Source organism: Pseudomonas sp. B21-023, from assembly GCF_024749165.1.
Classification (GTDB): domain Bacteria; phylum Pseudomonadota; class Gammaproteobacteria; order Pseudomonadales; family Pseudomonadaceae; genus Aquipseudomonas.
On record NZ_CP087190.1, the window covers coordinates 1,624,050 to 1,648,665 of the forward strand.

25 protein-coding genes and 6 tRNA genes are annotated in these 24,616 nt (G+C 62.4%); 19 read left to right on the plus strand and 12 right to left on the minus strand.

The features are described 5' to 3' along the window. Positions 1-45: 45 nt before the first annotated feature. From csrA to mgtE, 7 genes are all read left to right on the plus strand, one after another. Positions 46-234: a carbon storage regulator CsrA gene (csrA, locus tag LOY42_RS07340; RefSeq protein ID WP_003254503.1), complete on the plus strand. Its 189-nt coding sequence runs from the start codon at positions 46-48 to the stop codon at positions 232-234. 72 nt (positions 235-306) lie between these two features. Further along, positions 307-397, plus strand: a tRNA-Ser gene (locus LOY42_RS07345). A 48-nt stretch (positions 398-445) separates the two neighbouring features. Beyond that, positions 446-522 (plus strand) — tRNA-Arg (locus LOY42_RS07350). 70 nt (positions 523-592) lie between these two features. Further along, a tRNA-Arg gene (locus LOY42_RS07355) sits at positions 593-669 on the plus strand. Between the two features lie 72 nt (positions 670-741). Then, positions 742-818 (plus strand) — tRNA-Arg (locus LOY42_RS07360). Between the two features lie 72 nt (positions 819-890). Next, a tRNA-Arg gene (locus LOY42_RS07365) sits at positions 891-967 on the plus strand. Between the two features lie 401 nt (positions 968-1,368). Continuing rightward, positions 1,369-2,811, plus strand: coding sequence for a magnesium transporter (mgtE, locus tag LOY42_RS07370; RefSeq protein ID WP_023629439.1), 1,443 nt, complete (start codon positions 1,369-1,371; stop codon positions 2,809-2,811). 65 nt (positions 2,812-2,876) lie between these two features. On the opposite strand, the gene LOY42_RS07375 is transcribed toward mgtE, so the two are convergent. Then, a complete protein-coding gene (locus tag LOY42_RS07375; RefSeq protein WP_003254499.1) occupies positions 2,877-3,203 on the minus strand; it encodes an Arc family DNA-binding protein in 327 nt (108 codons plus the stop codon). A 345-nt stretch (positions 3,204-3,548) separates the two neighbouring features. Between LOY42_RS07375 and phnN the strand changes: the two genes are divergently transcribed. After that, entirely contained in the window at positions 3,549-4,172 is a 624-nt protein-coding gene (phnN, locus tag LOY42_RS07380) for a phosphonate metabolism protein/1,5-bisphosphokinase (PRPP-forming) PhnN (protein WP_139673386.1), read from the plus strand. 74 nt (positions 4,173-4,246) lie between these two features. Further along, positions 4,247-4,323, plus strand: a tRNA-Arg gene (locus LOY42_RS07385). Positions 4,324-4,345: 22 nt separating this feature from the next. Here the strand turns inward: LOY42_RS07385 and LOY42_RS07390 are convergent. Next, entirely contained in the window at positions 4,346-5,548 is a 1,203-nt protein-coding gene (locus LOY42_RS07390) for a benzoate/H(+) symporter BenE family transporter (protein WP_258600145.1), read from the minus strand. A 186-nt stretch (positions 5,549-5,734) separates the two neighbouring features. Between LOY42_RS07390 and LOY42_RS07395 the strand changes: the two genes are divergently transcribed. Next, entirely contained in the window at positions 5,735-7,138 is a 1,404-nt protein-coding gene (locus LOY42_RS07395) for a PLP-dependent aminotransferase family protein (protein WP_258600146.1), read from the plus strand. Between the two features lie 19 nt (positions 7,139-7,157). Here the strand turns inward: LOY42_RS07395 and LOY42_RS07400 are convergent, their stop codons facing one another. Then, a complete protein-coding gene (locus LOY42_RS07400) occupies positions 7,158-7,682 on the minus strand; it encodes a hypothetical protein (RefSeq protein ID WP_177486058.1) in 525 nt (174 codons plus the stop codon). Between the two features lie 257 nt (positions 7,683-7,939). Between LOY42_RS07400 and LOY42_RS07405 the strand changes: the two genes are divergently transcribed. Next, positions 7,940-8,938: a sensor domain-containing diguanylate cyclase gene (locus tag LOY42_RS07405; RefSeq protein WP_258600148.1), complete on the plus strand. Its 999-nt coding sequence runs from the start codon at positions 7,940-7,942 to the stop codon at positions 8,936-8,938. A gap of 73 nt (positions 8,939-9,011) precedes the next feature. On the opposite strand, the gene lpdA is transcribed toward LOY42_RS07405, so the two are convergent. Genes lpdA through LOY42_RS07425 form a run of 4 tightly spaced genes read right to left on the minus strand, consistent with a single transcriptional unit; the run spans position 9,012 to position 13,955 of the window. Further along, positions 9,012-10,391, minus strand: a complete 1,380-nt coding sequence (gene lpdA, locus LOY42_RS07410; protein ID WP_258600150.1) for a dihydrolipoyl dehydrogenase — start codon at positions 10,389-10,391, stop codon at positions 9,012-9,014. A gap of 2 nt (positions 10,392-10,393) precedes the next feature. Next, the gene (locus tag LOY42_RS07415; protein WP_139673372.1) at positions 10,394-11,662 is read right to left on the minus strand and encodes a dihydrolipoamide acetyltransferase family protein; all 1,269 of its coding nucleotides are present in this window, start codon (positions 11,660-11,662) and stop codon (positions 10,394-10,396) included. After that, positions 11,663-12,721 carry an alpha-ketoacid dehydrogenase subunit beta gene (locus LOY42_RS07420; RefSeq protein WP_258600152.1) on the minus strand — a complete coding sequence of 353 codons (1,059 nt, stop codon included), beginning with the start codon at positions 12,719-12,721 and terminating at the stop codon, positions 11,663-11,665. A gap of 1 nt (position 12,722) precedes the next feature. Continuing rightward, positions 12,723-13,955, minus strand: coding sequence for a 3-methyl-2-oxobutanoate dehydrogenase (2-methylpropanoyl-transferring) subunit alpha (locus tag LOY42_RS07425; RefSeq protein WP_094011875.1), 1,233 nt, complete (start codon positions 13,953-13,955; stop codon positions 12,723-12,725). Positions 13,956-14,153: 198 nt separating this feature from the next. On the opposite strand from LOY42_RS07425, the gene bkdR reads away from it, so the two are divergent. The 3 genes from bkdR (at position 14,154) to LOY42_RS07440 (ending at position 17,547) form a co-directional block, all read left to right on the plus strand. Continuing rightward, entirely contained in the window at positions 14,154-14,642 is a 489-nt protein-coding gene (bkdR, locus tag LOY42_RS07430; protein ID WP_028691050.1) for a Bkd operon transcriptional regulator BkdR, read from the plus strand. Positions 14,643-14,846: 204 nt separating this feature from the next. Beyond that, positions 14,847-16,088: a glutamine synthetase family protein gene (locus tag LOY42_RS07435; protein ID WP_258601131.1), complete on the plus strand. Its 1,242-nt coding sequence runs from the start codon at positions 14,847-14,849 to the stop codon at positions 16,086-16,088. Between the two features lie 130 nt (positions 16,089-16,218). After that, the gene (locus LOY42_RS07440; RefSeq protein ID WP_110702383.1) at positions 16,219-17,547 is read left to right on the plus strand and encodes an MFS transporter; all 1,329 of its coding nucleotides are present in this window, start codon (positions 16,219-16,221) and stop codon (positions 17,545-17,547) included. Positions 17,548-17,613: 66 nt separating this feature from the next. Here LOY42_RS07440 and LOY42_RS07445 read toward each other — a convergent pair whose 3' ends face one another. The 4 genes from LOY42_RS07445 to flgA all read right to left on the minus strand — a co-directional run bounded on the left by LOY42_RS07445 (position 17,614) and on the right by flgA (position 20,191). Next, positions 17,614-18,357, minus strand: a complete 744-nt coding sequence (locus LOY42_RS07445) for a flagellar brake protein (RefSeq protein ID WP_102683074.1) — start codon at positions 18,355-18,357, stop codon at positions 17,614-17,616. A gap of 79 nt (positions 18,358-18,436) precedes the next feature. Beyond that, positions 18,437-18,904 carry a flagella synthesis protein FlgN gene (locus LOY42_RS07450; RefSeq protein WP_102683073.1) on the minus strand — a complete coding sequence of 156 codons (468 nt, stop codon included), beginning with the start codon at positions 18,902-18,904 and terminating at the stop codon, positions 18,437-18,439. Positions 18,905-18,951: 47 nt separating this feature from the next. After that, the gene (flgM, locus tag LOY42_RS07455; RefSeq protein ID WP_046854639.1) at positions 18,952-19,266 is read right to left on the minus strand and encodes a flagellar biosynthesis anti-sigma factor FlgM; all 315 of its coding nucleotides are present in this window, start codon (positions 19,264-19,266) and stop codon (positions 18,952-18,954) included. Positions 19,267-19,441: 175 nt separating this feature from the next. Next, positions 19,442-20,191, minus strand: coding sequence for a flagellar basal body P-ring formation chaperone FlgA (gene flgA / locus LOY42_RS07460; protein WP_258600154.1), 750 nt, complete (start codon positions 20,189-20,191; stop codon positions 19,442-19,444). A gap of 64 nt (positions 20,192-20,255) precedes the next feature. Here flgA and LOY42_RS07465 point away from each other — a divergent pair, with 64 nt between their 5' ends. Continuing rightward, a complete protein-coding gene (locus LOY42_RS07465) occupies positions 20,256-21,185 on the plus strand; it encodes a chemotaxis protein CheV (protein ID WP_139673365.1) in 930 nt (309 codons plus the stop codon). 51 nt (positions 21,186-21,236) lie between these two features. Next, positions 21,237-22,064, plus strand: a complete 828-nt coding sequence (cheR, locus tag LOY42_RS07470) for a protein-glutamate O-methyltransferase CheR (RefSeq protein WP_046854641.1) — start codon at positions 21,237-21,239, stop codon at positions 22,062-22,064. Positions 22,065-22,426: 362 nt separating this feature from the next. Here cheR and LOY42_RS07475 read toward each other — a convergent pair whose 3' ends face one another. Further along, complete coding sequence (locus LOY42_RS07475; RefSeq protein ID WP_258600156.1) at positions 22,427-22,801, minus strand: hypothetical protein; 375 nt, start codon at positions 22,799-22,801, stop codon at positions 22,427-22,429. A gap of 213 nt (positions 22,802-23,014) precedes the next feature. Here LOY42_RS07475 and flgB point away from each other — a divergent pair, with 213 nt between their 5' ends. The 3 genes from flgB to LOY42_RS07490 are packed head-to-tail and all read left to right on the plus strand — an operon-like array spanning position 23,015 to position 24,588. Continuing rightward, complete coding sequence (gene flgB, locus LOY42_RS07480; protein WP_046854642.1) at positions 23,015-23,422, plus strand: flagellar basal body rod protein FlgB; 408 nt, start codon at positions 23,015-23,017, stop codon at positions 23,420-23,422. Positions 23,423-23,424: 2 nt separating this feature from the next. Then, complete coding sequence (flgC, locus tag LOY42_RS07485) at positions 23,425-23,868, plus strand: flagellar basal body rod protein FlgC (RefSeq protein ID WP_046854643.1); 444 nt, start codon at positions 23,425-23,427, stop codon at positions 23,866-23,868. 15 nt (positions 23,869-23,883) lie between these two features. Beyond that, complete coding sequence (locus LOY42_RS07490) at positions 23,884-24,588, plus strand: flagellar hook assembly protein FlgD (protein ID WP_139673359.1); 705 nt, start codon at positions 23,884-23,886, stop codon at positions 24,586-24,588. The last annotated feature ends 28 nt before the right edge of the window (positions 24,589-24,616 follow it).

Genomic DNA, 24,616 nt, shown 5'->3' on the forward strand with positions numbered 1-24,616 from the left:
TTATCAAAGACTGTTGTCCCTGAAGATTCATGTGAGGAGAAAACTATGCTGATTCTGACTCGTCGGTGCGCCGAGAGCCTGATCATTGGTGACGGTGAGATCACCGTGACGGTCCTGGGTGTCAAAGGCAACCAGGTGCGTATCGGCGTGAGCGCGCCGAAAGAAGTGGCCGTTCACCGCGAGGAAATCTACCTGCGGATCAAGAAAGAGAAGGACGAGGAGCCAAGCCTTTAATTCTTTTGAAGTTTTTTTCAAAAAAAGGGTTGCAAACGAGGAAGGGTGTGTTTAATATTCGCCTCGTGTTGCGGTGAGGTGGCCGAGTGGCCGAAGGCGCTCCCCTGCTAAGGGAGTATACCTCATAAGGGTATCGGGGGTTCGAATCCCCCCTTCACCGCCATTATTTGCCTGGAGCGCTTCAAGCGATCCGAATGGCACAGCAAGACACGGACTCATAGCTCAGCTGGATAGAGTACTCGGCTACGAACCGAGCGGTCGGAGGTTCGAATCCTCCTGAGTCCGCCACTTTTGAAGTGGCTTTGCCTGCAAGGCTGCTTCAATCAACCAGTGGTAACCTGGTCTAAAACTACCCCACGGACTCATAGCTCAGCTGGATAGAGTACTCGGCTACGAACCGAGCGGTCGCAGGTTCGAATCCTGCTGAGTCCGCCACTTTTGAAGTGGTTTTGCTTGCAAAGGCACTTCAATAAGCCAGTGGTAACCTGGCCTAAAACTACCAACCACGGACTCATAGCTCAGCTGGATAGAGTACTCGGCTACGAACCGAGCGGTCGCAGGTTCGAATCCTGCTGAGTCCGCCACTTTTTGAAGTGGCTCTGCTTGCAAAGACGCTTCAACAAGCCAGTGGTAACCTGGCCTAAAACTACCACCACGGACTCATAGCTCAGCTGGATAGAGTACTCGGCTACGAACCGAGCGGTCGCAGGTTCGAATCCTGCTGAGTCCGCCATACATCAAGAAGCCCGCTCATTTGAGCGGGCTTTTTGTTTTTCCATATGCGCTGAATTGTCGCAGATGTCCATCTAAGCTACTGCTGTAGGCCTTCCTTGCAAGGGTCTGCAGCTGAAGATCGAGTCGACACAAAACGAATGTGCTTTTAACGCCAGACCAACCGTCGCACTGATGGCTTCGAGCGTTGTCACAGCTTTAGCGCGCAAACGATTGTTCTAGCCAAAAATTTAAGCGATCCGACAGCTTGCACAGTGTATGATTGCGCCCGTCAGCCCCGCCGGGGCTTGTGGAATACCACCATGGACTTACCCAGTAGTTACTCGCTAACACGCTTCATACAGACAGATCTGACCGATTGATTCTCCCGGCGTGCTCCGCTGCTGGGAGTGGAGTTCGCCTATGACCGAAATCGAAGTAAAGAAAACCCAAGACAGCCTGCAGGATCGCCTGGCCCAGGTGATCGAACTGTTGCAGCGCCAGCGGGTGGTCGAGGACCTGACGCACCGTCAGGAAGGTCATCACCATGACCTGGTGGAAAACCTGGTCCACCGCCAGAACCTGGTCGAGCTGCAGCGCAAGCTCGACGACCTGCACCCCGCCGACATCGCCTACATCCTCGAAGCCCTGCCACTGGACGATCGCCTGACGGTCTGGCAGCTGGTGCGCTCCGACCGTGACGGCGACATCCTGCTTGAAGTCTCCGATGCCGTGCGTCAGACCCTGATCGCCGACATGGACGATCACGAGTTGCTGGCGGCCGCCAAGGAGATGGACGCCGACGAACTCGCCGACCTGGCTCCGGAATTGCCCCGTGACGTCGTCCATGAACTCATGGAGAGTCTCGATGCCCAGCAGCGCGAGCGTGTGCGCTCGGCCCTGAGCTACGACGAGGAGCAGGTCGGTGCATTGATGGACTTCGAGATGGTCACCATTCGCGAAGATGTCAGCCTCGAAGTGGTACTGCGCTACCTGCGCCGGCTCAAGGAGCTGCCAGGGCACACCGACAAGCTGTTCGTGGTCGATTACGACGGTATTCTCAAGGGCGTGCTGCCTATCAAGCGGTTGTTGGTCAACGACCCGGACAAGAAAGTCGCGGAGGTCATGGCCAATGACCCGGTGACCTTCCACCCCGAGGAAGATGCCTACGACGCGGCTCAGGCCTTTGAGCGATACGACTTGGTATCCGCTCCGGTGGTGGACAAGAAAGAGCGCTTGATCGGCCGCCTGACCATCGATGAAATGGTCGATCTGATCCGTGAGGAAAGTGAGAGCGAAGTGCTCAACATGGCCGGTCTGCGCGAAGAGGAAGACATCTTCGCCTCGGTCTGGCGCTCGCTGCGCAACCGTTGGGCGTGGCTTGCCATCAACCTGATCACCGCGTTTGTCGCGTCGCGGGTGATCGGCCTGTTCGAAGGCTCCATCGAGAAGCTGGTGGCCCTGGCGGCATTGATGCCGATCGTTGCCGGTATCGGCGGTAACTCCGGCAACCAGACCATCACCATGATCGTTCGCGCCATGGCGCTGGACCAGGTGTCACCAGGCAACACCAGCCGCCTGATGCGCAAGGAGTTGGCGGTATCGTTGATCAATGGCCTGGTCTGGGGCGGTGTGATCGGGGTGGTGGCGTTCTGGCTGTATGGCAGCTGGTCGCTGGGGCTGGTCATGACCGCCGCGATGACCTTGAACCTGCTGCTGGCAGCGCTGATGGGTGTACTGATCCCGATGACGCTGACGCGCCTGGGCCGAGATCCGGCAATGGGGTCGAGCGTGATGATCACTGCCGTGACCGACAGTGGTGGATTCTTCATCTTCCTCGGCCTGGCAACGCTGTTCCTGATGTAGGTCGACGGAACGCCAGAAACAAGAAAGCCAGCTTACGCTGGCTTTTTTGTGTGCGCTTGGCAGGATCAGGACGCGTCGGCGGCCATTTCCACATCGTGGGCGATGAGGGCGACCAGCGCATTCTGCTGGCGGTGGGACAACTGGCGGAAGCGTTGCAGCAGTTCGCGTTCGTGAAGGCTGAGCTCTGGGCTGTCCAGGCGCATGCTCAGCTCGTCACCCAGAGCACCTTCCTGGATAAGGCTCTGCTCCAGGCGGGCGATGATCTCGGAGTTCATGCTGCGGTGATGGTTGCGCGCTACCTCGGCAATGCGCTCACGCATCCCGTCTGGCAGGCGGACGACAAACTTGTCAGCGGTGCGGCTGGAGTAGATAGCCTGTTTCATTGGGCGCATATAAATTGACCGGTTGTTCTGGTTCAGGGGAGCGGTTCTCAAATTGGCCGCACGGTGGAAGTACGACCGCGGCGACGACAAAATGTTCAACCGTGATGTGATTTTGGTTCTTCATCTTGCCTCATGATCGCCGTTTCCTTGGCGTCAATTCTGTGACAAATAGTGATCTCGATAAAGGCTTTTTGCCAGTACCAATTATCAGAAATGAGCACTGGTTTGAAAAGTTTCACATTCATCGAATTGCACAGGTGTCAGACAAATGCCGTCAAAATCTGGTAAAAGACAGCAAAGGGTCAGGGAAAATCATCAAATGCGCTGGTTTCCCATACATTGAGCATAGTGGCTATGCAATATGACGCAAGCGGTGGGGCGGCCTCAAGGGGGCGCCTGATATTCCTCATGGGACCGTCTGGTTCAGGAAAAGATTCCCTGCTCGAGGCGGCCCGTGAGCGATTGTTCACCCAGGGGGTCGAAATCGCTCGGCGGGTCATCACGCGTTCGGCCGAGGCCAAGGGTGAAGCCGCGCATGGCGTGAGCGCCGAACGTTTCGAGGCAATGCGCGAAGCGGGGGCCTTTGCGTTGGACTGGCAGGCCAATGGCCTGCGCTATGGCATCCCTGCGCAACTGGATACATGGCTCGCTGCGGGGCGCTCGGTACTGGTCAACGGCTCGCGTGCGTACCTGCCGATCGCCCGGCAGCGCTACCCTGATCTCGTAGCCGTCGGGCTGGTTGTTTCCCCGCAGGTGCTTCGCCAGCGCTTGCTGGCCCGCGGAAGAGAAAGCACCGAGCAGATCGAGCAACGCCTGGCCCGTAATTTCCGACTGCAGGCCTACGATCCCGGTGTGCATGTCGTGGACAATTCCGGGCCGTTGGCCGGTGCGGTGGAAGCCTTGATCGCGCTGTTGCGCGCCGAAGGCGTGATCGCTGACACGCAGGGAAAAAGGCCGACGTGCATAATGCCCGATTGATACATGACAAATGCGCACATGCTGGTTAACATGCTCGCCGTCCCCGCCGCGCAGCGTCTGTTGTCGGCCTCTGTGTCTCAGTAGCTCAATTGGATAGAGCATCCCCCTCCTAAGGGGAAGGTTGCAGGTTCAAATCCTGCCTGGGACGCCATCTCTTTCCAATTCTCCTTCGTTTACCTTGCCTGGATGCCTTCCCGGGGCTGTCGAGCCGTTTGTCTGTGGCTCAGGGCGAGGTGTGCAGCCAGCCCGAAGATCAGCCCCCAGAATGCGGCGCCAAGGCCGAGCAAGCTCATCCCAGAGGCGGTGACCAGGAAGGTGATCAGCGCCGGTTCCCGTTGTTTTTCGTCACTCATGGCGCCCACCAGGCCGTTGGCGATCGCGCCGAATAGTGCCAGGCCGGCGAGGGCGGCTATCAGTTCCTTCGGCAGGGCGGCGAACACCGAGGCCAAGGTGGCGCCGAAGCTGCCCATCAGCAGATAGAAGGCACCGCAGGCCATGCCGGCGATATAGCGCTTGTCCGGGTTCTCGTGGGCTTCGCGACCGGTGCAGATGGCCGCTGTGATCGCCGCCAGGTTGACGCCGTGGCAGCCGAATGGCGCCAGCAGCAGCGAACCCAGGGCGGTGACCGAGACGATCGGGCGTGCCGGTACCTGGTAGCCGGAGGTGCGTAGCACGGCGATACCGGGCACCGACTGGCCGGTGAGCGACACCAGCGCCAAGGGCAGGCCGATATTGACAATGGCCTGCCAGCTCCACTGCGGGCTGGTCCAGGTGGGGGCGGTCATTTCCAGCACCAGCGCCTGGGTGTCCAACTGCCCCAGGCCGGCGGCGAGGCCGCAGCCGACGATCAGCACCGAAAGAATCGCGTAGCGCGGCGACAGGCGCTTGAACAGCAGGTAACTCGCCAGCATCGACAGCACCAGCACGGGCTGCAGGCGGATCGAGCTGAACAGCTCGGCGCCGAAGCGGAACAGGATGCCGGCCAGCATCGCCGCGGCGATGGCCTTTGGCAGGCGATTCATCAACTTGTCGAAGGCGCCGCTCAGGGCGATCACCGCGATCAGCAGCGAGGCGACGATATAGGCGCCCACCGCTTGAGCCAGTGACACGCTCGGCAGCATCGATACCAGCAGCGCCGCGCCGGGCGTGGACCAGGCGGTGATCACCGGTACCCGCAGTTTCCAGCTCAGCAGCAGGCCGGTCAGGCCGCTGCCGATGGAAATGGCCCAGATCCACGATGCGGTCGCTTCGTTGCCCAGGCCGGCTTGGTCGGCGGCCTGGAACACGATGATCAAGGGGCCGGCGTAGGAGATGATCACGGCGATCAGGCCGGCGACCAGGGCGGAGAGGGAAAAATCCTTTCTGAGATTATCCATGGCGAGTCCAGATGAGTTGATTGATTCGATTGATTCGATTCAAATTGAATCTATACGGTAACGTGGCCTGAATTCAAGAGGGGCTGCTCTCACGCGGCTGCTGTTCACAACTTGAATCGCTCGGAGGATCGACTCAAGTCGGTCTGTGTGTTCAAATTTCAATCATTTAAGCCCGGTGGCCGTCTCATGTGGGTTCCACGGATCAGCGAAAGCAATCAGCCTGTCTACCTGTCCATCGCCGATGCGCTGGCGCACGATATCGCCAGTGGCGCCCTGCGACGTGGCGAGCGCTTGCCGACGCTACGCGAACTGGCGCAGGCACTGGACGTTACGCCAGGCACCATCAGCCGCGCCTACACCGAGGCGTCGCGTCGCGGCCTGACCCAGGGCGAGGTGGGCCGCGGCACCTACGTTCTTGACCGGATCGCCGACACGGGCGAGGCCCCTGCCGTTACCCGCGCGACCTCCGCCGCAGCGCCCGTTGCCCGCAGCGAAGTGCTCGACCTGTCGATCATCAAGCCCTACGGCGAAACCCTGCAGTACTGGTTGCGCAACGCGCTGACCGAACTGGCCAATACCGCGCGGCTGGAGCAGGTGCTGGACTACGCCCCCGACGGCGGCCATCCGGCGCATCGCGAGGCGGGCGCGCAATGGTTACGGCAGTGGTTGCCGGGTGCGCAGTGGCAGCAGGTGGTCATCACCAGCGGCGCCCAGCACGGGCTGATGGTGGCGATCAGCGCCTTGACCGCGGCGGGCGATCTGGTGCTGTGCGAGTCGCTGTGCTACCCGGGTATCATCTCCGTGGCTCACGGCCTGGGCCGCCGCCTGCGTGGTGTGCCGATGGACGAGCAGGGCATCATCCCCGAGGCGTTGCGCGAGATCTGCCAGCGCGAGCGGCCAGCCATGCTGGTGTGTGTGGCAACCTGTCAGAACCCGACCACGGCAATCATGTCCAACGAGCGTCGCGCCCAGATCGCGGCGCTGGCGGAGGAGTTCGACTTCCTGTTGCTGGACGACGACATCTACGGCTTCCTCGCCACCGATCCACAGGCCCGGCCGCTGGCGACTTTTGCACCGGAGCGTTCGATCTACCTCACCAGCCTGTCCAAGTCCGTCATGCCGGCGTTGCGCATCGGCTACCTGTACAGCCCGCCGAAACTGCTGTCGCGGCTGACTGCCATGGTACGCAGCACGGTGTGGATGCCTTCGCCGTTGACCGCGCAACTGGCCAGCCATGTGATCGGCGAAGGGCTGGACAGCCAGCTGATCCGCATGCACCGCGCCGAGGCTGTGGCACGCCAAGCCATCGCCCGTGAAGTCTTCACCGATGCGTCGTTGCAAAGCCAGCCGCACAGCTACCACCTTTGGCTCAACTTGCCCGAGCCATGGCGCAGCGACGAGTTCGCGATGCTGGCGAGAGCCAATGGCGTGGCGGTCATGAGCGCCAGCCAGTTCCAGGTGGAGCGCACGGGCGATCCGCGTGGCGTGCGGGTCGTACTGATGTCGCCGACCAGCCGGGAGGAGTTGCGCTTCGCCCTGACCCAGTTGGCCAGCCTGCTCGAGTCAGGGGATCCGAAACGCTTCTACTGAACCGGGGACAAAGCCCGGCTCAAAGCTTGGCGGTGTAGCGTCGCTCGGTATCATCGTCATTTGTCGAGTTCAGGACGCTTTGCGGCTGAGTGGTGGCCTGTTCTCGCTGCGCCTGCTGTTCGAGCCTGGCCTGGGTTTTGCGTTCGACCTCGTCCTGCAAGCGTTGGGCGATCAGCTGGTCGACCCTCATTTTCTGCTCGGGCGGCAACGCGTCGTACTCCTCCGGACTCAAGCCCAGCTCCTGAAACATCTTTTCCTTGATCTTCTCTGCCGGCGACTTGGCCATGTAATCGCGAAACTCCTGGAGGGCGCTGGATCCTTCCTGTTTGCCCACGCTGGCCTGTTCACGCTTGGCCGCGTCCGGATTTTGCAGCATGACCATCAGCTTGGCGAAGGCCTCCTTGCGATTGTCTTCGGCGTGCTGCTGCGAGGTGCTGCCCTGATTGTTCTGCTGCGCCGAGGTTTTCGCGCTGGCCATCAGCGGCTGGAGCGCGGGCAACTGTGCTGCAGGCTGTTCGAGAACGCTGCGTTGCTGTTGCTGCACGGTCTGCCACCCCAGGCCGTTCGCTGTGATAAGCATGTTTCCTCCGTGAACGACTGTTAGAGAGGCGACTAAAGTGGCAAAAGCTGTGCCAGCGATGGTGGAGCGGCAAAATAGGCCGTAAGGGCTATTCCGGCGACCTCTCGCTCGGAATATGCTTGCCCGGCAGAGGAACGGTATTGCCGCTAGCGGCAAAAAAATAGCGAGTGTCGGCAGCACCGGTTACGGGGCGCAGTTGCTGGGCAGCAGGGAGAGTGTCCATGAGTCAGGCAGCAAAGCCGATACCGGCCGGCTTCACCGAGCAGCAATTGCACACCTTGTTCGAGCTGATCAGCGACGGCATCTGGGACTGGGATGCCAACAGTGGCTACGTCTACCGCAACTCAGGCTGGTACGCGATGCTGGGTTACGCCAGCCACTCGCTGGACAACTCCGTGCTGACCTGGGAAAGCGTGATACACCCGCAGGACTATCCGCGGGTGATGGCGCATTTCGAGGCCTACATCACCCAGCGCAACGAGCACTACCGCATCGAGTACCGGTGCCGTTGCCACGATGGCAGTTACCTGTGGGTCGAGGACAGCGGCCATATCATCGCCCGCAACGCCGATGGCTCGGTGGCGCGCATGCTCGGGGCTCATCGCAATATCGACGCAGGCAAGCGCCTGGTGGAGGAGCTCGAACAGCGCAACCTATCGCTGGAGAGCCAGGTGGCCGAGCGTACCTGCGAGCTGTCCTGGGTCAACCAGCAGTTGCAGCGGCAACTGGATGAGAACCGCGAACTGGTCGAGCGGGATGCGTTGACCCGCACCGCCAATCGCTATCGCCTGGAGAAAACGCTACAGCAGGAGTGCGAGCGCGCACGGCGCTTCCGTGAGCCACTGGCATTGATCGCCATGGACCTGGATGACTTCAAGCCGATCAACGACCTGCACGGTCATGCCCGTGGCGACGCGGCGCTGATCGAGGTCACCGAGCGTATCCGTCAGTGTCTGGGCGGTCGGGGGCTGCTGGCACGTTGGGGAGGTGATGAGTTTGCCGTGGTGTTGCCGCACACGTCGCTGCAGCAAGCCTGTGCAGTGGCCTCGTCGATCCGCGTGGCGATGGCGGCGATCGAGCCTATCGGCACGTGCCGGCTGACCATGAGCTATGGCGTGGTGCAGTGGCGCGAGGGGGACGATGCCGGCGGGTTGCTGGCGCGGGCGGACCAGGCGCTGTATCGGGCCAAGGCGCAAGGCAAAAACACCATTGCCGAGTGATGGTAAAAAAAAGGACCCGCGGCGCCTGGGGCGCAGCGGGCAAAATCGGCTATTGCCGCTTCAGTGTCTTCAATCAGATGTGCAGTGCGTGCCCCAGCGCGCGCAGCGCCGCTTCCTGCACCGCCTCGCCCAGCGTCGGGTGGGCATGAATGGTCCCGGCGATGTCTTCCAGGCGCGCGCCCATCTCCAGGGACTGGGCGAAGGCGCTGGACAGTTCGGAAACCGCCACGCCCACGGCTTGCCAGCCGAGGATCAGATGGTTGTCGCGGCGAGCCACCACGCGCACGAAACCGCTCTTCGACTCCAGGCTCATGGCCCGGCCGTTGGCGGCGAAGGGGAACTGCGCGACGATGCAATCCACACCTTGCTGGCCGGCTTGCTCCGGGGTCTTGCCGACCACCACCACTTCCGGGTCGGTGAAGCACACCGCGGCGATTGCGGTCGGCTCGAAGCGCCGCGTCTTGCCGGCGATGATCTCGGCGACCATCTCACCCTGTGCCATGGCCCGGTGCGCGAGCATCGGCTCGCCGGCCACGTCGCCGATGGCCCAGACGTTGCGCATGCTGGTCTGGCAGCGCTCGTCAATGGCGATGGCGGCGCCGTTCATCTTCAAGTCCAGGCTTTCCAGGCCGAAGCCTTTGGTGCGTGGGCGGCGACCCACGGCCACCAGCACCTGGTCAGCCTCCAGGCGCAGCAGGCCACCTTGGCCGTCGCTGGCCAGCAGGCAGCCGTCGGCATAGCCTTCGACACTGTGGCCCAGGTACAGCGCGATGCCGAGTTTCTTGATCGAGTCAGCCACCGGCGCGGTGAGCTCCGCGTCGTAGGTCGGCAGGATGCGGTCGCGGGCTTCCACCACGCTGACCTTGGCGCCGAGCTTGCGGTAGGCGATGCCCAGCTCCAGGCCGATGTAGCCGCCGCCGACCACCACCAGGTGCTCGGGCATGGTCTTGGGCGCCAGGGCCTCGGTGGAGGAAATGATCGGCCCGCCAATCGGCAGCATCGGCAGTTCGACACTGCTGGAGCCGGTGGCCAGCAGCAGGTGTTCGCACTGGATGCGCTGGCCGTCGACTTCGATGCTCTTGCCGTCGAGGATCTTCGCCCAGCCATGGATCACCTTCACACCGTGCTTTTTCAGCAGCGCGGCGACGCCGCTGGTGAGGCGGTCGACGATACCGTCCTTCCACTCGACGCTGCGGCTGATGTCCAGGCGTGGCGAGGACACGCTGATGCCCAGCGGTGAGGGTTCGGTGTAGCGGCTGGCCTGGTGGAACTGCTCGGCCACATGGATCAGCGCCTTGGACGGAATGCAGCCGATGTTCAGGCAGGTGCCGCCCAGGGCCTGGCCTTCGACCAGCACGGTGGGGATGCCCAGTTGCCCGGCGCGGATGGCAGCCACATAGCCGCCGGGGCCGCCACCGATGATCAGCAGGGTGGTGTTGATGAGCTCTTGCATGATCACTCCACGAACAGGCAGGCGGGCTGTTCCAGCAGGCCGCGCACGGCCTGGATGAACAGTGCGGCATCCATGCCATCGACCACGCGGTGGTCGAACGAGCTGGACAGGTTCATCATCTTGCGCACGACGATCTGGCCGTCGATCACCACCGGCCGTTCGACCATGCGGTTGACGCCGACGATCGCGACTTCCGGGGTGTTGACCACCGGTGTGCTGACGATGCCGCCAAGGGCGCCGAGGCTGGTCAGGGTGATTGTCGAGCCGGACAGCTCTTCACGGCTGGCCTTGTTGTTGCGCGCCGCGTGAGCGACACGAGCGATCTCGCTGGCGTTGCTCCACAGGCTGCCGGCTTCGGCGTGGCGCAGCACGGGCACCATCAGGCCGTTGTCACCCTGGGTGGCGATGCCGACGTGCACCGCGCCGTGGCGGGTGATGACCTGGGCTTCGTCGTCGTAGGTGGCATTGATCTGCGGGAAGTCGCGCAGGGCGACGACCATGGCGCGCACCAGGAACGGCAGCAGGGTCAGCTTGCCGCGGCTGTCGCCATGCTTGGCGTTGAGCTGCTGGCGCAGGGCCTCGAGGGCGGTGACGTCGATTTCCTCGACGTAGCTGAAGTGGGCGACGCGACGCTTGGCGTCCTGCATGCGCTGGGCGATCTTGCGGCGCAGGCCGATCACCGGTACCTGCTCGCTGTCGGTGCGCTTGCCATAGCCCCCTGGCGCCTGGCCAGTGCTGCTCTGCGGCTTGCTGATGAAGGCGTCGAGGTCTTCATGCAGGATGCGCCCGGCCGGGCCGCTACCGTGCACGTAGCGCAGCTCGATACCGGCATCCAGGGCGCGCTTGCGCACCGCCGGGGAGGCCAGTGGCTTGTCGTGGGCCTCGCGCGGCACGATGGGCGCGGTTGCGTGGGTTGCGGCAACCTGCGGCTGGGACTCGACGCGTGGCTCGGGGCGGGCCGCGGCCTGTACCGCTGCCGGTGCCGGCTCGGCCGGCTTGGCCTGGGGCGTGTCGACATGGTTGCCGCTGCCTTCGACCTCGATGCGGATCAGCTCGCTGCCGACCGCCATCACCTCACCGGGCTGGCCGCCCAGGGCCAGCACCTTGCCGCTGACTGGCGAAGGGATTTCCACGGTGGCCTTGTCGGTCATGACATCGGCCACCACTTGATCTTCGGCGATCACATCGCCGACCTTGACGAACCATTCCACCAACTCGACTTGCGCGATGCCTTCGCCAATGTCCGGCATCTTGATGACGTGCGTGCCCATTCAGACCTCCATGACCCGTTTCAGTGCCGCGCCTACCCGCGAAGGGCCGGGGAAGTAGGCCCATTCCTGTGCGTGGGGGTAGGGGGTATCCCAGCCGGTGACGCGCTCGATCGGCGCTTCGAGGTGATGGAAGCAGTGCTCCTGAACCAGCGATACCAGCTCCGCGCCGAAGCCGCAGGTGCGGGTGGCTTCGTGCACGACCACGCAGCGGCCGGTTTTCTTCACCGACTCGACGATGGTCTCCAGGTCCAGCGGCCACAGGCTGCGCAGGTCGATGACCTCGGCGTCGACGCCGCTCTCATCGGCGGCCACTTGCGACACATATACGGTGGTGCCATAGGTCAGCACGGTGACGTCGTTGCCTGGGCGGGTAATCACCGCCTTGTCCAGCGGCACGCTGTAGTAGCCATCCGGCACGGCGCTGTGCGGGTGTTTGGACCACGGCGTCACCGGACGGTCGTGGTGGCCGTCGAACGGGCCGTTGTACAGGCGCTTGGGCTCAAGGAAGATCACCGGATCGTCGCATTCGATCGAGGCGATGAGCAGGCCCTTGGCGTCGTAGGGGTTCGATGGCATGACGGTGCGCAGGCCGCAGACCTGGGTGAACATCGCCTCGGGGCTCTGGCTGTGGGTCTGGCCGCCGTAGATGCCGCCACCGCAAGGCATGCGCAGGGTCAGCGGGGAGATGAACTCACCGGCCGAGCGATAGCGCAGGCGGGCCATCTCCGAGACGATCTGGTCGGAGGCGGGGTAGAAGTAATCGGCGAACTGGATCTCGACCACCGGGCGCAGGCCATAGGCGCCCATGCCCACGGCGGTGCCGACGATACCGCTTTCAGAGATCGGTGCGTCGAACACGCGGGACTTGCCGTACTTGCTCTGCAGGCCCTCAGTGCAGCGGAACACGCCGCCGAAGTAGCCAACGTCCTGGCCATAGACCACCACGTTGTCATCGCGCTCGAGCATGACATCCATGGCCGAGCGCAGGGCCTGGATCATGGTCATGGTGGTGGTGGACATGGCGTTTTCCAGATGGATGCTGTTGTTGTGATCGTTCATCTCAGACCCCCAGTTCCTGGCGCTGACGGCGCAAGTGGTCGGGCATTTCCTTGTACACATCCTCGAACATCGACGCGGCACTGGGGATATGGCCGTTGCTCAGGGTGCCGAACTGCTCGGCGTCCTTCTGCGCCTTGATCACCTCGGCCTCGAGCTCGGCGGTGACCGCCTGGTGCTCTTCCTCGGACCAGTGGCCAAGCTTGATCAGGTGCTGCTTGAGGCGGGCGATCGGGTCGCCCAGCGGGAAGTGGCTCCAGTCGTCGGCCGGGCGGTACTTGGACGGGTCGTCCGAAGTCGAGTGCGGGCCGGCGCGGTAGGTGACCCACTCGATCAGCGTCGGGCCCAGCCCGCGGCGGGCGCGCTCGGCGGCCCAGCGCGAGGCGGCGTAGACGGCGATGAAGTCGTTGCCGTCCACTCGCAGCGAAGCGATGCCGCAACCCACGCCACGGCCGGCGAAAGTGGTCGACTCGCCACCGGCGATGGCCTGAAAGGTCGAGATCGCCCACTGGTTGTTGACCACGTTGAGGATTACCGGGGCGCGGTAGACGTGGGCGAAGGTCAGCGCGGTGTGGAAGTCGGACTCGGCGGTGGCGCCGTCACCGATCCATGCCGAGGCGATCTTGGTATCGCCCTTGATCGCCGAGGCCATGGCCCAGCCGACCGCCTGGACGAACTGGGTGGCCAGGTTGCCGCTGATGGTGAAGAAGCCGGCCTCGCGCACCGAATACATGATCGGCAACTGGCGGCCTTTGAGCGGGTCACGGGTGTTGGACAGCAGCTGGCAGATCATGTCGACCAGCGACACATCGCGGGCCATCAGGATGCTCTGCTGGCGATAGGTGGGGAAGCACATGTCGGTGCGGTTCAGGGCCAGGGCCTGGCCGCTGCCGATGGCTTCCTCGCCCAGGCTCTGCATGTAGAAGGACATCTTCTTCTGACGCTGGGCAACCACCATGCGGCTGTCGAAGATGCGCGTCTTGAGCATGGCGTGCATGCCCTGGCGCAGCACCTGCGGCTCGATGCCCTCGGCCCACGGGCCAACGGCGTCGCCATGCTCGTTGAGCACGCGCACGAGGCTGTAGGAAAGGTCCGCAGTGTCGGCGGCTTCCACATCGATAGGGGGTTTACGGACTTGACCCGCGTCGTTCAGGCGCAGGTAGGAGAAATCGGTCTGGCAGCCTGGCCGGCCTGTAGGCTCGGGCACATGCAGACGCAGGGGGGCGTACTCGTTCATGCTTTTTACGCTCGCTCGAATGTTGTTTTTGTGAGCTTTGAAGCGGCCGCCGCTGACTGCCGGCTCGTGACTGGCAGGTCAGCGTCTTTTTACATCATAGGGGGACGGCAGGAGAATTTTTCTCTCAAGTTCGTTGCCTTTCTCCCGTGGCGCAGATAAACATTCCGTACAAACACAAAAACCAGGTCAATTTCTCTCATGCGTAAACTGGATCGAACGGATATCGGCATCCTCAACAGCCTGCAGGAAAACGCCCGCATCACCAACGCGGAGCTGGCGCGTTCGGTCAACCTGTCGCCCACGCCGTGCTTCAACCGGGTCAAGGCCATGGAGGAGCTGGGGGTGATTCGCCAGCAGGTGACGTTGTTGTCACCCGAGGCGCTGGGGCTGGATGTGAATGTGTTCATCCATGTCAGCCTGGAAAAGCAGGTGGAGCAGTCGCTGCACCGCTTCGAGGAAGAAATTGCCGAGCGCCCTGAGGTGATGGAGTGTTACCTGATGACCGGCGACCCCGACTACCTGCTGCGGGTCCTGCTGCCAAGCATCCAGGCACTGGAGCGCTTTCTCGATTACCTGACACGCTTGCCCGGGGTGGCGAACATTCGCTCCAGCTTTGCCTTGAAGCAGGTGCGCTACAAGACCGCGTTGCCGCTGCCGGCCAATGGCATGACGTTGCGCGAGCAATGATCCGGGCGCGGTGCCTGGGGCGCTTGATATTTTAAACACCCCCGGCCTATGTTGTGGGCGTCGCCATTCCCGGCATGCGAACACAACAAGAAGGACAGCGTCATGACGACCGAAGGCCCGCGCAACCAGGCAGTGCTCCTGGAGGGCATCGATGAAATCGAGTGCGTCACCCCCGACCTCAACGGCGTGCCCCGCGGCAAGGTGATGACCGCCGAGGGCTTCCTCGAGGGGCGCCGCCTGCAGATGGCCCGTGGCGTGCTGCTGCAGTGCATCATGGGCGGTTACCCGGCGGCAAAATACTATGGCAGCGACGATGGCGACCTCGCGCTGGTGGCCGAACCCTCGCAGATCCATCGCCTGCCCTGGAGCGACGAACCTCGGGCGTTGACGATCTGCGATGCGGTGGAACTCGATGGTAGCCCTTCAGGGTTGTCCAGCCGTGGCCAGCTCAAGGCGGTGATCGCCCGATATGCGCAGCGCGGGCTGGCCCCGGTGGTGGCGACGGAGCTGGAATTCTTTGTCTTTGCCGCCAACGCCGATCCGGCCCAGCCGTTCCAGCCGCCGCTGGGCAAGGACGGACGCCGGGAAATGGGCCACTCGGCCTTCAGTGTCAGCTCCAACAACGGTCTGCGCCCGTTCTTCAACGAGGTATACCGCTGCATGGCGGCGCTGGGCCTGCCACGCGACACCTTCATGCACGAGATGGGTGTCAGCCAGTTCGAGATCAACCTGCTGCACGGCGATCCTTTGCTGCTGGCCGACCAGACCTTCCTGTTCAAGCACCTGCTCAAGGAGGTCGCGCTCAAGCATGGCCTGACCGTGGTGTGCATGGCCAAGCCACTGGCACACACACCCGGCAGTTCGATGCACATTCACCAGAGCCTGGTGGAGGTCGGCAGTGGGCGCAACGTGTTCAGCGACGAGCAGGGCAGGGCGACCGACACCTTCCACCATTTCATCGGTGGCCTGCAGGCCTGCCTGGCCGACTTCACCGCGCTGTTCGCGCCGAACGTCAATTCCTACCAGCGCCTGTGCCACCCCTATGCGTCACCGAACAACGCCTGCTGGTCCGAGGACAACCGTGCCGCGGGCCTGCGCATTCCGGCCAGCTCGCCTGTGGCGCGGCGGGTGGAAAACCGCCTGCCGGGCGCCGATGCCAACCCCTACCTGGCCATTGCCGCGAGCCTTGCCGCTGGCCTGCACGGCATTGAGCGGCAGATCGCGCCGACGCCGGCCATCCAGGGCGAGTTCGAGGTGCCGGAACACCTCAGCCTGCCTTGCACCCTGCATGCTGCGCTTGAGCGGCTCAAGCGCAGCGACCTGGCGCGGGAACTGTTCGGCAAGGAGCTCATCGAAGGCTACATCGCCACCAAGACCCTGGAGCTGAGCGATTTCTTCGATGAAATCACCCCCTGGGAGCGTCGCGTGCTGGCCGCGCAGGCCTGAGCGCGACACGACTGCTACTGGATGCGCCCCCATGGCTCTTTTTGCTGCCTGGGGGCCTGTGCCAAGATGGATTTGCTTTTATGCTTGCCTGCAACCCAACGCCACCTGGTCAAGGAGCTTGACGGGACGTATGCGAAATATCTGGAAGCCGTTTCAGTCGCTGTACTTCGCCGCCTTGATGATGCTGATCGGCTCGGGCCTGCTGAGTACCTACCTGGCCTTGCGCCTGGCCGCCGATCATGTCGACAGCCTTTGGATCGGTGCGCTGATGGCGGCCAACTACTTCGGCCTGGCGGTGGGGGGCAAGGTAGGGCACCGCTTGATCGGCCGGGTCGGGCATATCCGTGCCTATGCCACTTGTGCCGGCATTGTCGGCGCCGCGGTGCTCGGGCATGGGCTGACCAACTGGCTGCCAGCCTGGGTCGGGCTGCGTATGATCGTCGGCCTGGGCATGATGTGCCAGTACATGGTTATCGAGAGCTGGCTCAACGAACAGGCCGACGCCAAGCACCGTGGCGCGGTGTTCAGCGGCTACATGATTGCCTCCTACCTGGGGCTGGTGCTCGGCCAGTTGATCCTGGTGGTGCACCCGCAACTGGGGCCGGAACTGCTGATGCTGGTGGCGATGTGTTTTGCCTTGTGCCTGGTGCCGGTGGCGATGACCCGGCGCATTCACCCCGCACCGTTGCGCCCGGCGCCGATGGAGCCGAAGTTCTTCATCAAGCGCGTGCCGCAATCGCTGTCAACTGTGCTTGGTTCGGGCCTGATCGTCGGCTCCTTCTATGGCCTGGCGCCGCTGTATGCGTCCAGCCAGGGTCTGAGCACCGAGCAGATCGGCCTGTTCATGGGCTGCTGCATCTTTGCCGGGCTGCTGGTGCAGTGGCCGCTGGGCTGGCTTTCCGATCGCTATGATCGCGCCGTGCTGATCCGCAGCGTGGCCATCGGCCTGGCCCTGGCCGCCGCGCCGCTGGCGATCCTGCCGGGGGTTCCGCTCGAGCTGCTGTTCGCCATGGGCTTTGTCATTTCGCTGTTGCAGTTCTGCCTGTATCCCTTGGCGGTGGCGTTCTCCAATGACCACGTGGAGAGTGAGCGGCGGGTCTCGCTGACCGCGATGCTGCTGGTCACTTATGGTGTGGGCGCCTGTATCGGACCGTTGGCGGCCGGGGTGCTGATGAAGCTGCTGGGCGCGCAGATGCTCTACGCCTTCTTCGTGTTCTTCGCGTTGGTGCTGGTGTGGCGCATTCGGCCCAAGGCAGTCACTGGGCTGCACCAGGTCCAGGATGCGCCGCTGGGGCACGTGGCGATGCCAGCGGCGGGCTCGCCCTTGTCGGCGGCCCTCGACCCGCGGGTGGATGAGCAGACGGTGCAGGATGTGATGCAGGCGCCGGTGGCGGCGGAAGATACCGAGGAGGATGCCGGTGCGCAGGCGCAAGGCGAGGTGGGCAAATCGATGTCCTAGGCGGCCTGCCCGGGCACCAATGAAAACGCCACCCGAGGGGTGGCGTTTTTCATGGGCTGGCGACGATCAATAGTCGTCCTTGTCGAACCGCCGCGCTTCACGCTGCAACTGATAGACGAAGCTCTCGATCTTGCGCTGGGCCTGGCCGTTGAGGTTGTGGAAGCGCACCCCGGCGAAGGTGGTGTTGATGCGCTCTTCGAAGTGCAGGTGGCGCAGTTCGACCAGGGTGTCGGTCAACCCCAGTGGGGTGCCGGCCTTGAAGCGCTCATAGACCTGGCCTAGTTGCAGGCGGTCCTCGACGTTGCCGTCGAAGCGCAGTTTGCAGCCGGTGGCCGAGATATCCAGCAGTTTGCCGCGCAACGCGCCATTGCCCTTGAGGTGGGTGCCGTCAAGGGTCACGTCGACCAGTTGCGACAGCTTCAGCGCGGCGCGGAAGGCATTGCGGCGTTGGTGATAGGTCACTTCCTCGGGCAGCGGGCCACGGTAGCAACGGTGGCCGTCGATCTCGGTGATGGTCAGCGGTATGTTGCTTTCCCAGGCGATGCGCACGCCGTCGTGGAAGCCTTCGACGCGGAAGGGTTCGCCGCTCTCGATGTACTTCTCGCCGTCGCGAGGGATCATCTCATCCAGTGCCAGGACACCGCTTTCCCGGTCGACATGCACCACATAGCTCTGGAACCGCTGGCTGCGCTCATGGAAGCTGATGATCAGTGGGTCGTGGCTATCCAGCAGCTGGCGCAAGTTGGCCGCGATCTCCAAAGGGGTGGTCAGCACCTTTGGGGGCTGGGGAGCATCGGATTCATTGAACACGGGTTATCAATCTCCAGGCAAAACGGCACACGCAAGTTACGGCATTTTGCCAGTATGTTCCGTGCCTTGAAACAAATAATCAAACCTGGCTGATTGCCCGGGGCTTGTCCATGGGCGATGTGGCGCCACGGCTGTCATAGAGCGACGGGGAGTCGCCGCCCATGAGGATTCTGATCTGATTGGTCGTGGCGTGTTGCTGCGCCTGGATGATCCGCCCATTGGTCTCGTTGACCTGCTGGCAGTTGTCCATCAGTTGGGTCAGCACATCGAGCTGCTGCATGATGATCTCGCCATTGGGCGACAGCTCGGCGACGGCTTTCACGCCTGCACGGTCGGCGCTGAGGCCGAGCCCAGTGAGCAGGTTGTTGCGCCGCAGCCCCTGCTGCTCAAGCAGGACGATCAGGGATTGCTTGCGGGCAAGGATCTGCTCCAGCTTGGCCATATCCCGACCGTGCAGGGCCACTGCCTCCTTTTGTAGAAGGTCGAGCAGTTCCTGCGTCGGTGCTAAATCGTCTTCGATCAGTTGCAGCAGAGTGATGTCGTGCATGGCTAACTCTTGGCGTGGTGCGTCCTTGAAGTCAGCGCGCCTGGTGGTTAGCGCTGAGCTTCGAAATCAAGCAGTTTGCTAGCGACCCGGTCGGCATCGACCTTGTAGCTGCCGTCTGCGATGGCCTGTTTCAACTCGGCCACACGGGCACTGTTGACGGTGGGCTGATCGCGCAGCTTGTCGCTGATCTTCTGCAATTGCTGGGCCTCTGGGCTCAGATGTACTGTTTCTCCGCTGGCACCGGTGTGCTTGGGCGCTTCGTTGGCCTCGCCGGCTTTAGCGGCGTTGCCGGACGCGGTGTTGCCGCGAACGCCGCCCGTGACGGACGGAGAGTTATTCAAACGACTGAAGTCGATGACCATGATCAAAACCCCTGGGAATTAGGACGCATGCCTTGTTTTCGACCAAACCGAAAAAAACTTTAGGCACGAATGCAACACGGCCTGAAGCTGGCTTGCGTATCCCGATATCTGACAGAGTTTAGGGGCCGAGGTTGCACACCGCCACCCCTCTGTCGAAATCCTGACGCAGGGTAGGTTACATGGCGACCTCGACTTGCCCGGCACCGGTTACCCGGGCCTTGATCACCCGTTTGGAATTGAGGTTGCGCACGCGGATCTGCGCTTGCATCCCGCCCTTGTCGAGGGCTTCGCCCGGCATGCGCACACTCAGGTTGCCACTGCGGGCGATGATCACTACGTGGTCGCCTTTGCGCACCACTTCGGCCTGTTCCAGGTGCTGTTGGGTCAAAACCTGGTCAAGTACCGTGGGGCGCAGCAGTTTCATGCCCACGGCCTGCTCCAGCAGGGTCAGGTAGCCGGGGCCCAGGGTGCCTACATCGCGCTCGCGCAGGGCCACATCGCTTTCATCGATGATGCTTTCGCGTTTCAGTGGCCGGGTCATTACCACGACATCGCGCAGCAGGCGCACCTGGGCGGGGACGAATACGGTCCAGGGCGCGGCACCGTCGCAACGCACCCTCACTGTTACCCGGCCCAGCGGGGTCGAGCCTTCCAGTGAGGCATCCAACTGTTGGCTGCAAAGCGGCATGCGCAGGCGCGGGTCAAGCTTGTTGACTTCGATCTCGTAGCGGCCCTGAGTCTGGGTGGTTGCCAGATAATCTTCGACGGTGAATTCAAGAAAGCCTTGAGTGACACCGATAAGCTGTTCAGGCAAGGTAAAAGAGTCCGCCAGCGTACGCGCGCCGGGTGCTACCAGGCACAGCACAGCCAGGGGGCCGGTCAGCAGGCGCGTCAGTCGTCGGAAAAATGTCGTTTTCGTATACATGACGCTCAAAAAAGCAAAGCCCGTGCCGACTTGCTGCACAGGGTAATCGTTGAAGGAGTCCGGCATGGCTGGAGTGATGGATTCGGTCAACCAGCGTACGCAGCTGGTGGGGCAGAATCGCCTGGAGCTACTGTTGTTTCGCCTCAATGGCGACCAGCTCTACGGCATCAATGTTTTCAAGGTCCGGGAAGTGCTGCAGTGCCCCGACCTGACGCTGCTGCCTAAATCCCATCCGGTGGTGCGCGGCGTGGCCAACATACGCGGGGCGACGATCCCGATCCTCGACCTGTCGATGGCGACCGGTCTGCCAGGGCTGAAGGAAGAAACACGCAAGAGTTTCGTCATCATCACCGAGTACAACACCAAGACCCAGGGCTTCCTGGTGCACTCGGTCGAGCGCATCGTCAACATGAACTGGGAAGAGATCCATCCGCCACCCAAGGGTACCGGGCGCGATCACTACCTGACTGCCGTGACCCGCGTCGACAACCGCATGGTCGAGATCATCGATGTGGAGAAGGTGCTGGCCGAGGTGGCGCCATCTTCCGAGTCGGTGTCGGAAGGTGTGATCGATGCCGAGGTACAGGACAAGGCGGTGATGCTGCGGGTATTGACCGTCGATGATTCGTCGGTGGCGCGCAAGCAGGTGAGTCGATGCCTGCAGACCGTGGGGGTCGAGGTGGTGGCGCTCAACGATGGTCGCCAGGCCCTGGATTACCTGCGCAAGCTGGTGGAAGAGGGCAAGCGTCCGGAGGAGGAGTTCCTCATGATGATCTCGGATATTGAAATGCCGGAAATGGACGGCTATACCCTCACGGCGGAGATCCGCAGCGATCCGCGCATGCAAAAACTGCACATCTGCCTGCATACTTCGTTGTCCGGGGTATTCAACCAGGCGATGGTCAAGAAGGTCGGTGCCGATGACTTCCTGGCCAAGTTCAGGCCGGATGACCTCGCCCAGCGCGTGGTCGATCGGATCAAGGCGAGTCATTGAAACGGCCGGGGTTCGCCCCCGGCGCTAGCGATTTAAGAAGAGGCGGCAGCATTGTCTACGGGTAATTTGGATTTCGAACAGTTCCGGGTATTCCTGGAGAAAGCCTGTGGCATCCTGCTGGGCGAGAATAAGCAGTACCTGGTCTCCAGCCGTCTCAACAAGCTGATGGAGCAACAGGGCATCAAGTCGCTGGGCGAGCTGGTGCAGCGCATCCAGACCCAGCCACGCGGTGGCTTGCGCGAGCAGGTGGTCGATGCCATGACCACCAACGAAACGCTGTGGTTTCGCGATACCTACCCGTTCGAGGTGCTCAAGAACAAGGTGATTCCGGAGTTCATCAAGAACAACCCGGGCCAGCGCCTGCGCATCTGGTCGGCGGCCTGTTCATCGGGGCAGGAGCCGTACTCGCTGTCGATGGCCATCGACGAGTTCGAGCGGACCAACCTGGGTCAGTTGAAGATGGGCGCGCAGATCGTTGCCACCGACCTGTCCGGTGCCATGCTCAACAACTGCAAGACCGGTGAGTACGACAGCCTGGCTATTGCCCGTGGCCTGTCGCAGGAGCGCCTGCAGCGCTACTTCGACACCAAGGGGCCGGGGCGCTGGGCGATCAAGCCGCCGATCCGCAGTCGCGTCGAGTTCCGTTCCTACAACCTGCTCGACAGCTATGCGCCGCTGGGCAAGTTCGACATCGTGTTCTGCCGCAACGTGCTGATCTACTTCTCGGCCCAGGTCAAGAAGGACATCCTCATGCGTATTCACGCCACGCTCAAGCCCGGGGGGTACCTGTTCCTCGGGGCGTCCGAGGCGCTCAACGGGCTGCCGGACCACTACCAGATGGTGCAGTGCAGCCCGGGGATCATCTACCAGGCCAAATGAGGCTCGACAAAAAGGCCGGTATCGCGAGATGCCGGCCTTTTTTCGTGCGTTCTGGCCGAATTCGGCGATACCGCTGACCTTGAGCACAGCGGTGGACGGGTCGGTGCTGGCTGCCAGCCACATGCCCAATGCCGAGTTGTCGGCTACCCGCAGGTTGCCGTCGAGGGTGGCGTGGAGGCTCTGCAGGCTGAATGTGGTCGGCGGCTCGCTGCGGTCGCCGACGTCGAGCCAGCCGTTGTTCGCCAGGCGGATGCTGTTGCTGCCGCGCCCGCCATAGGCAACCCCGTAGGCGCTGTCACCTTCGACTTCGATGTTGGCCAGGCCAAGGAGGTCGCCTGGGATCAGGCTGCCTTTGCGCATGATCAACTCGACAGGGTGATTGCTGCCGGTGGCATTGATGGCGACGTTGCCCAGATCTCGCCGCTGTTGAAGATGTTCAGGTCGCCGTTGGCCTTCTGCCAGGGCGGCACGCCAGGGCCATCATGGGTGGTGTTGCCAATGCGGATGGCAGTGTCGGCCGCTACGAACCTGCCACTGTTGTCGATGTGGCGCCCCAGGCTGTCGAAGATGCTCGCGCCATCCAGCACGATGCCTTGCGCGCCTTGGTTGCCGGCGAAGATCTGTCCCTGGTTGTCGATGCCGGCCAGCACCGCCGGTCGGTTGCTGGCGTCCGTGATGGCGTGGATGGCGATGGCGCGCGGGACGCGGATGCTACCCGATTGGTGGCCAATTGACATGTTTGTTTTGACGTCAATTTTTTGGTTTGCCGCTTTTGCCGCCTGCCGATTGCCGCCTGGGTAGCTCAAGGCGGAAGCACATTGCCGCTTTTCTGGCATAAGGCGCGGCATGAGACAGGCAAAACCCCCGTACTCATGGGGTTCAAGATGGTTGGCACAGGGCTTGCTAAAGCCATAGCAAACGAACTCTGGTCACCTTCAAAGGTCCCCGACATGAGCATCAGCTTCGACAAGGCGCTTGGCATTCACGAAAAGGCACTGGGCTTTCGCGCTCAGCGTGCCGAAGTGCTGGCCAACAACATCGCCAACGCCGACACGCCCAACTACAAGGCGCGTGACATGGACTTCTCGTCCGTGCTCGCTGCCGAGTCCGACAAGCAGCAGAAGGGACGCATCGCCCTGGAGCGTACCGACAGCCGTCATATCGAGGCCGAAGGCCTGGCCATGATGGACGATACGCTGAAGTACCGCACGCCGATGCAGCCGTCGATCGACCAGAACACCGTGGACGCGCACCTGGAACAATCGAACTACGCGGAAAACGCCGTTGGCTTCCAGGCCAGCTTCACCCTGCTCAACAGTAAATTCAAAGGGCTGGTATCGGCCCTGCGTGGAGAGTGACCATGTCTCTTGCCAGTGTCTTCAATATTGCCGGTAGCGGCATGAGCGCGCAGAACACGCGCCTGAACACCGTTGCGTCGAACATCGCCAACGCCGAGACCGTGTCGTCGAGCATCGACCAGACCTACCGTGCGCGCCACCCGGTATTCGCCACCACCTTCCAGCAGGCCCAGGCCGGCGCCGGCCAATCGCTGTTCGAAGATCAGGGCCAGGCCGGGCAGGGGGTCGAGGTCAAGGGCATCATCGAGGATCAGAGCAATCTCGAAGCCCGCTACGAGCCAAGCCACCCGGCGGCGAACAAGGATGGCTATGTCTACTACCCGAACGTCAACGTGGTTGAGGAGATGGCTGACATGATCTCTGCCAGCCGCGCGTTCCAGACCAACGCCGAGCTGATGAATACCGCCAAGACCATGATGCAGAAAGTACTGACCCTGGGTCAGTGATAAGGAATCCGGACCATGGCAGTGACCAACACCAACAATGGCGTGAACCTGAACGACGTACTCAACGCGTCCGGGGTCAGCACTGGTACCAAGAAAACCACCACCGAGCCCGTCGACAAGAACGCGCTGGGCAAGGATGCGTTCCTCAAGCTGCTGGTTACCCAGATGCAGCACCAGAACCCGCTGGATCCGCAGGATAACGGCGAATTCATTGCGCAGCTGGCCCAGTTCAGCAGCCTGGAAGGTATCCAGACCCTGAACGGCTCGGTCAACAATATCATTGGCGGCATAGCGTCGAGTCAGGCGCTGCAGGCCACCACGCTGGTGGGGCGCTCGGTGATCCTGGACACCGACAAGGCGATGGTCGACACCACCGCCAGCTTCACCGGTCAAGTTGTCGTGCCGCAGAACATCACCGACGGCAAGGTCGAGATCAAGGACAAGGACGGCAAGGTGGTCAAGACCATCAGCCTGGGCGAGCAGGCCAAAGGCACCGCCGACTTCATCTGGGACGGCACCAACGAGAAGGGTGAGAAGGTCGACCCTGGCCAGTACACCTTCACCGCCACCACGACGGTCGATGGCAAGGCGCAGACCATGTACACCCTGCTGCCGGCCAAGATCACCAGCGTCAGCTTCCAGGGCGGTAGCGAGATGATGCTCACCGTGGCAGGCGGCCAGAAGATCGGCGTCTCGAAAGTACAATCTATTGGAATCTAAGGCCGCTAGATCGGCAGAAGGAGTGAAT

Bases quoted from the DNA above. Each gene is read 5' to 3' on its own strand.
- LOY42_RS07420 (WP_258600152.1), bottom strand. From the start codon at position 12,721: ATGAACGATCACAACAACAGCATCCATCTGGAAAACGCCATGTCCACC.
- LOY42_RS07395 (WP_258600146.1), top strand. From the start codon at position 5,735: ATGTGGGTTCCACGGATCAGCGAAAGCAATCAGCCTGTCTACCTGTCC.
- flgM (WP_046854639.1), bottom strand. From the start codon at position 19,266: ATGGTCATCGACTTCAGTCGTTTGAATAACTCTCCGTCCGTCACGGGC.
- lpdA (WP_258600150.1), bottom strand. From the start codon at position 10,391: ATGCAAGAGCTCATCAACACCACCCTGCTGATCATCGGTGGCGGCCCC.
- LOY42_RS07475 (WP_258600156.1), bottom strand. From the start codon at position 22,801: ATGTCAATTGGCCACCAATCGGGTAGCATCCGCGTCCCGCGCGCCATC.
- LOY42_RS07390 (WP_258600145.1), bottom strand. From the start codon at position 5,548: ATGGATAATCTCAGAAAGGATTTTTCCCTCTCCGCCCTGGTCGCCGGC.
- flgC (WP_046854643.1), top strand. From the start codon at position 23,425: ATGTCTCTTGCCAGTGTCTTCAATATTGCCGGTAGCGGCATGAGCGCG.
- LOY42_RS07490 (WP_139673359.1), top strand. From the start codon at position 23,884: ATGGCAGTGACCAACACCAACAATGGCGTGAACCTGAACGACGTACTC.
- bkdR (WP_028691050.1), top strand. From the start codon at position 14,154: ATGCGTAAACTGGATCGAACGGATATCGGCATCCTCAACAGCCTGCAG.
- flgA (WP_258600154.1), bottom strand. From the start codon at position 20,191: ATGTATACGAAAACGACATTTTTCCGACGACTGACGCGCCTGCTGACC.
- LOY42_RS07415 (WP_139673372.1), bottom strand. From the start codon at position 11,662: ATGGGCACGCACGTCATCAAGATGCCGGACATTGGCGAAGGCATCGCG.
- flgB (WP_046854642.1), top strand. From the start codon at position 23,015: ATGAGCATCAGCTTCGACAAGGCGCTTGGCATTCACGAAAAGGCACTG.
- mgtE (WP_023629439.1), top strand. From the start codon at position 1,369: ATGACCGAAATCGAAGTAAAGAAAACCCAAGACAGCCTGCAGGATCGC.
- LOY42_RS07440 (WP_110702383.1), top strand. From the start codon at position 16,219: ATGCGAAATATCTGGAAGCCGTTTCAGTCGCTGTACTTCGCCGCCTTG.
- LOY42_RS07465 (WP_139673365.1), top strand. From the start codon at position 20,256: ATGGCTGGAGTGATGGATTCGGTCAACCAGCGTACGCAGCTGGTGGGG.
- LOY42_RS07375 (WP_003254499.1), bottom strand. From the start codon at position 3,203: ATGCGCCCAATGAAACAGGCTATCTACTCCAGCCGCACCGCTGACAAG.
- LOY42_RS07435 (WP_258601131.1), top strand. From the start codon at position 14,847: ATGACCGCCGAGGGCTTCCTCGAGGGGCGCCGCCTGCAGATGGCCCGT.
- LOY42_RS07405 (WP_258600148.1), top strand. From the start codon at position 7,940: ATGAGTCAGGCAGCAAAGCCGATACCGGCCGGCTTCACCGAGCAGCAA.
- LOY42_RS07450 (WP_102683073.1), bottom strand. From the start codon at position 18,904: ATGCACGACATCACTCTGCTGCAACTGATCGAAGACGATTTAGCACCG.
- phnN (WP_139673386.1), top strand. From the start codon at position 3,549: ATGCAATATGACGCAAGCGGTGGGGCGGCCTCAAGGGGGCGCCTGATA.
- LOY42_RS07425 (WP_094011875.1), bottom strand. From the start codon at position 13,955: ATGAACGAGTACGCCCCCCTGCGTCTGCATGTGCCCGAGCCTACAGGC.
- csrA (WP_003254503.1), top strand. From the start codon at position 46: ATGCTGATTCTGACTCGTCGGTGCGCCGAGAGCCTGATCATTGGTGAC.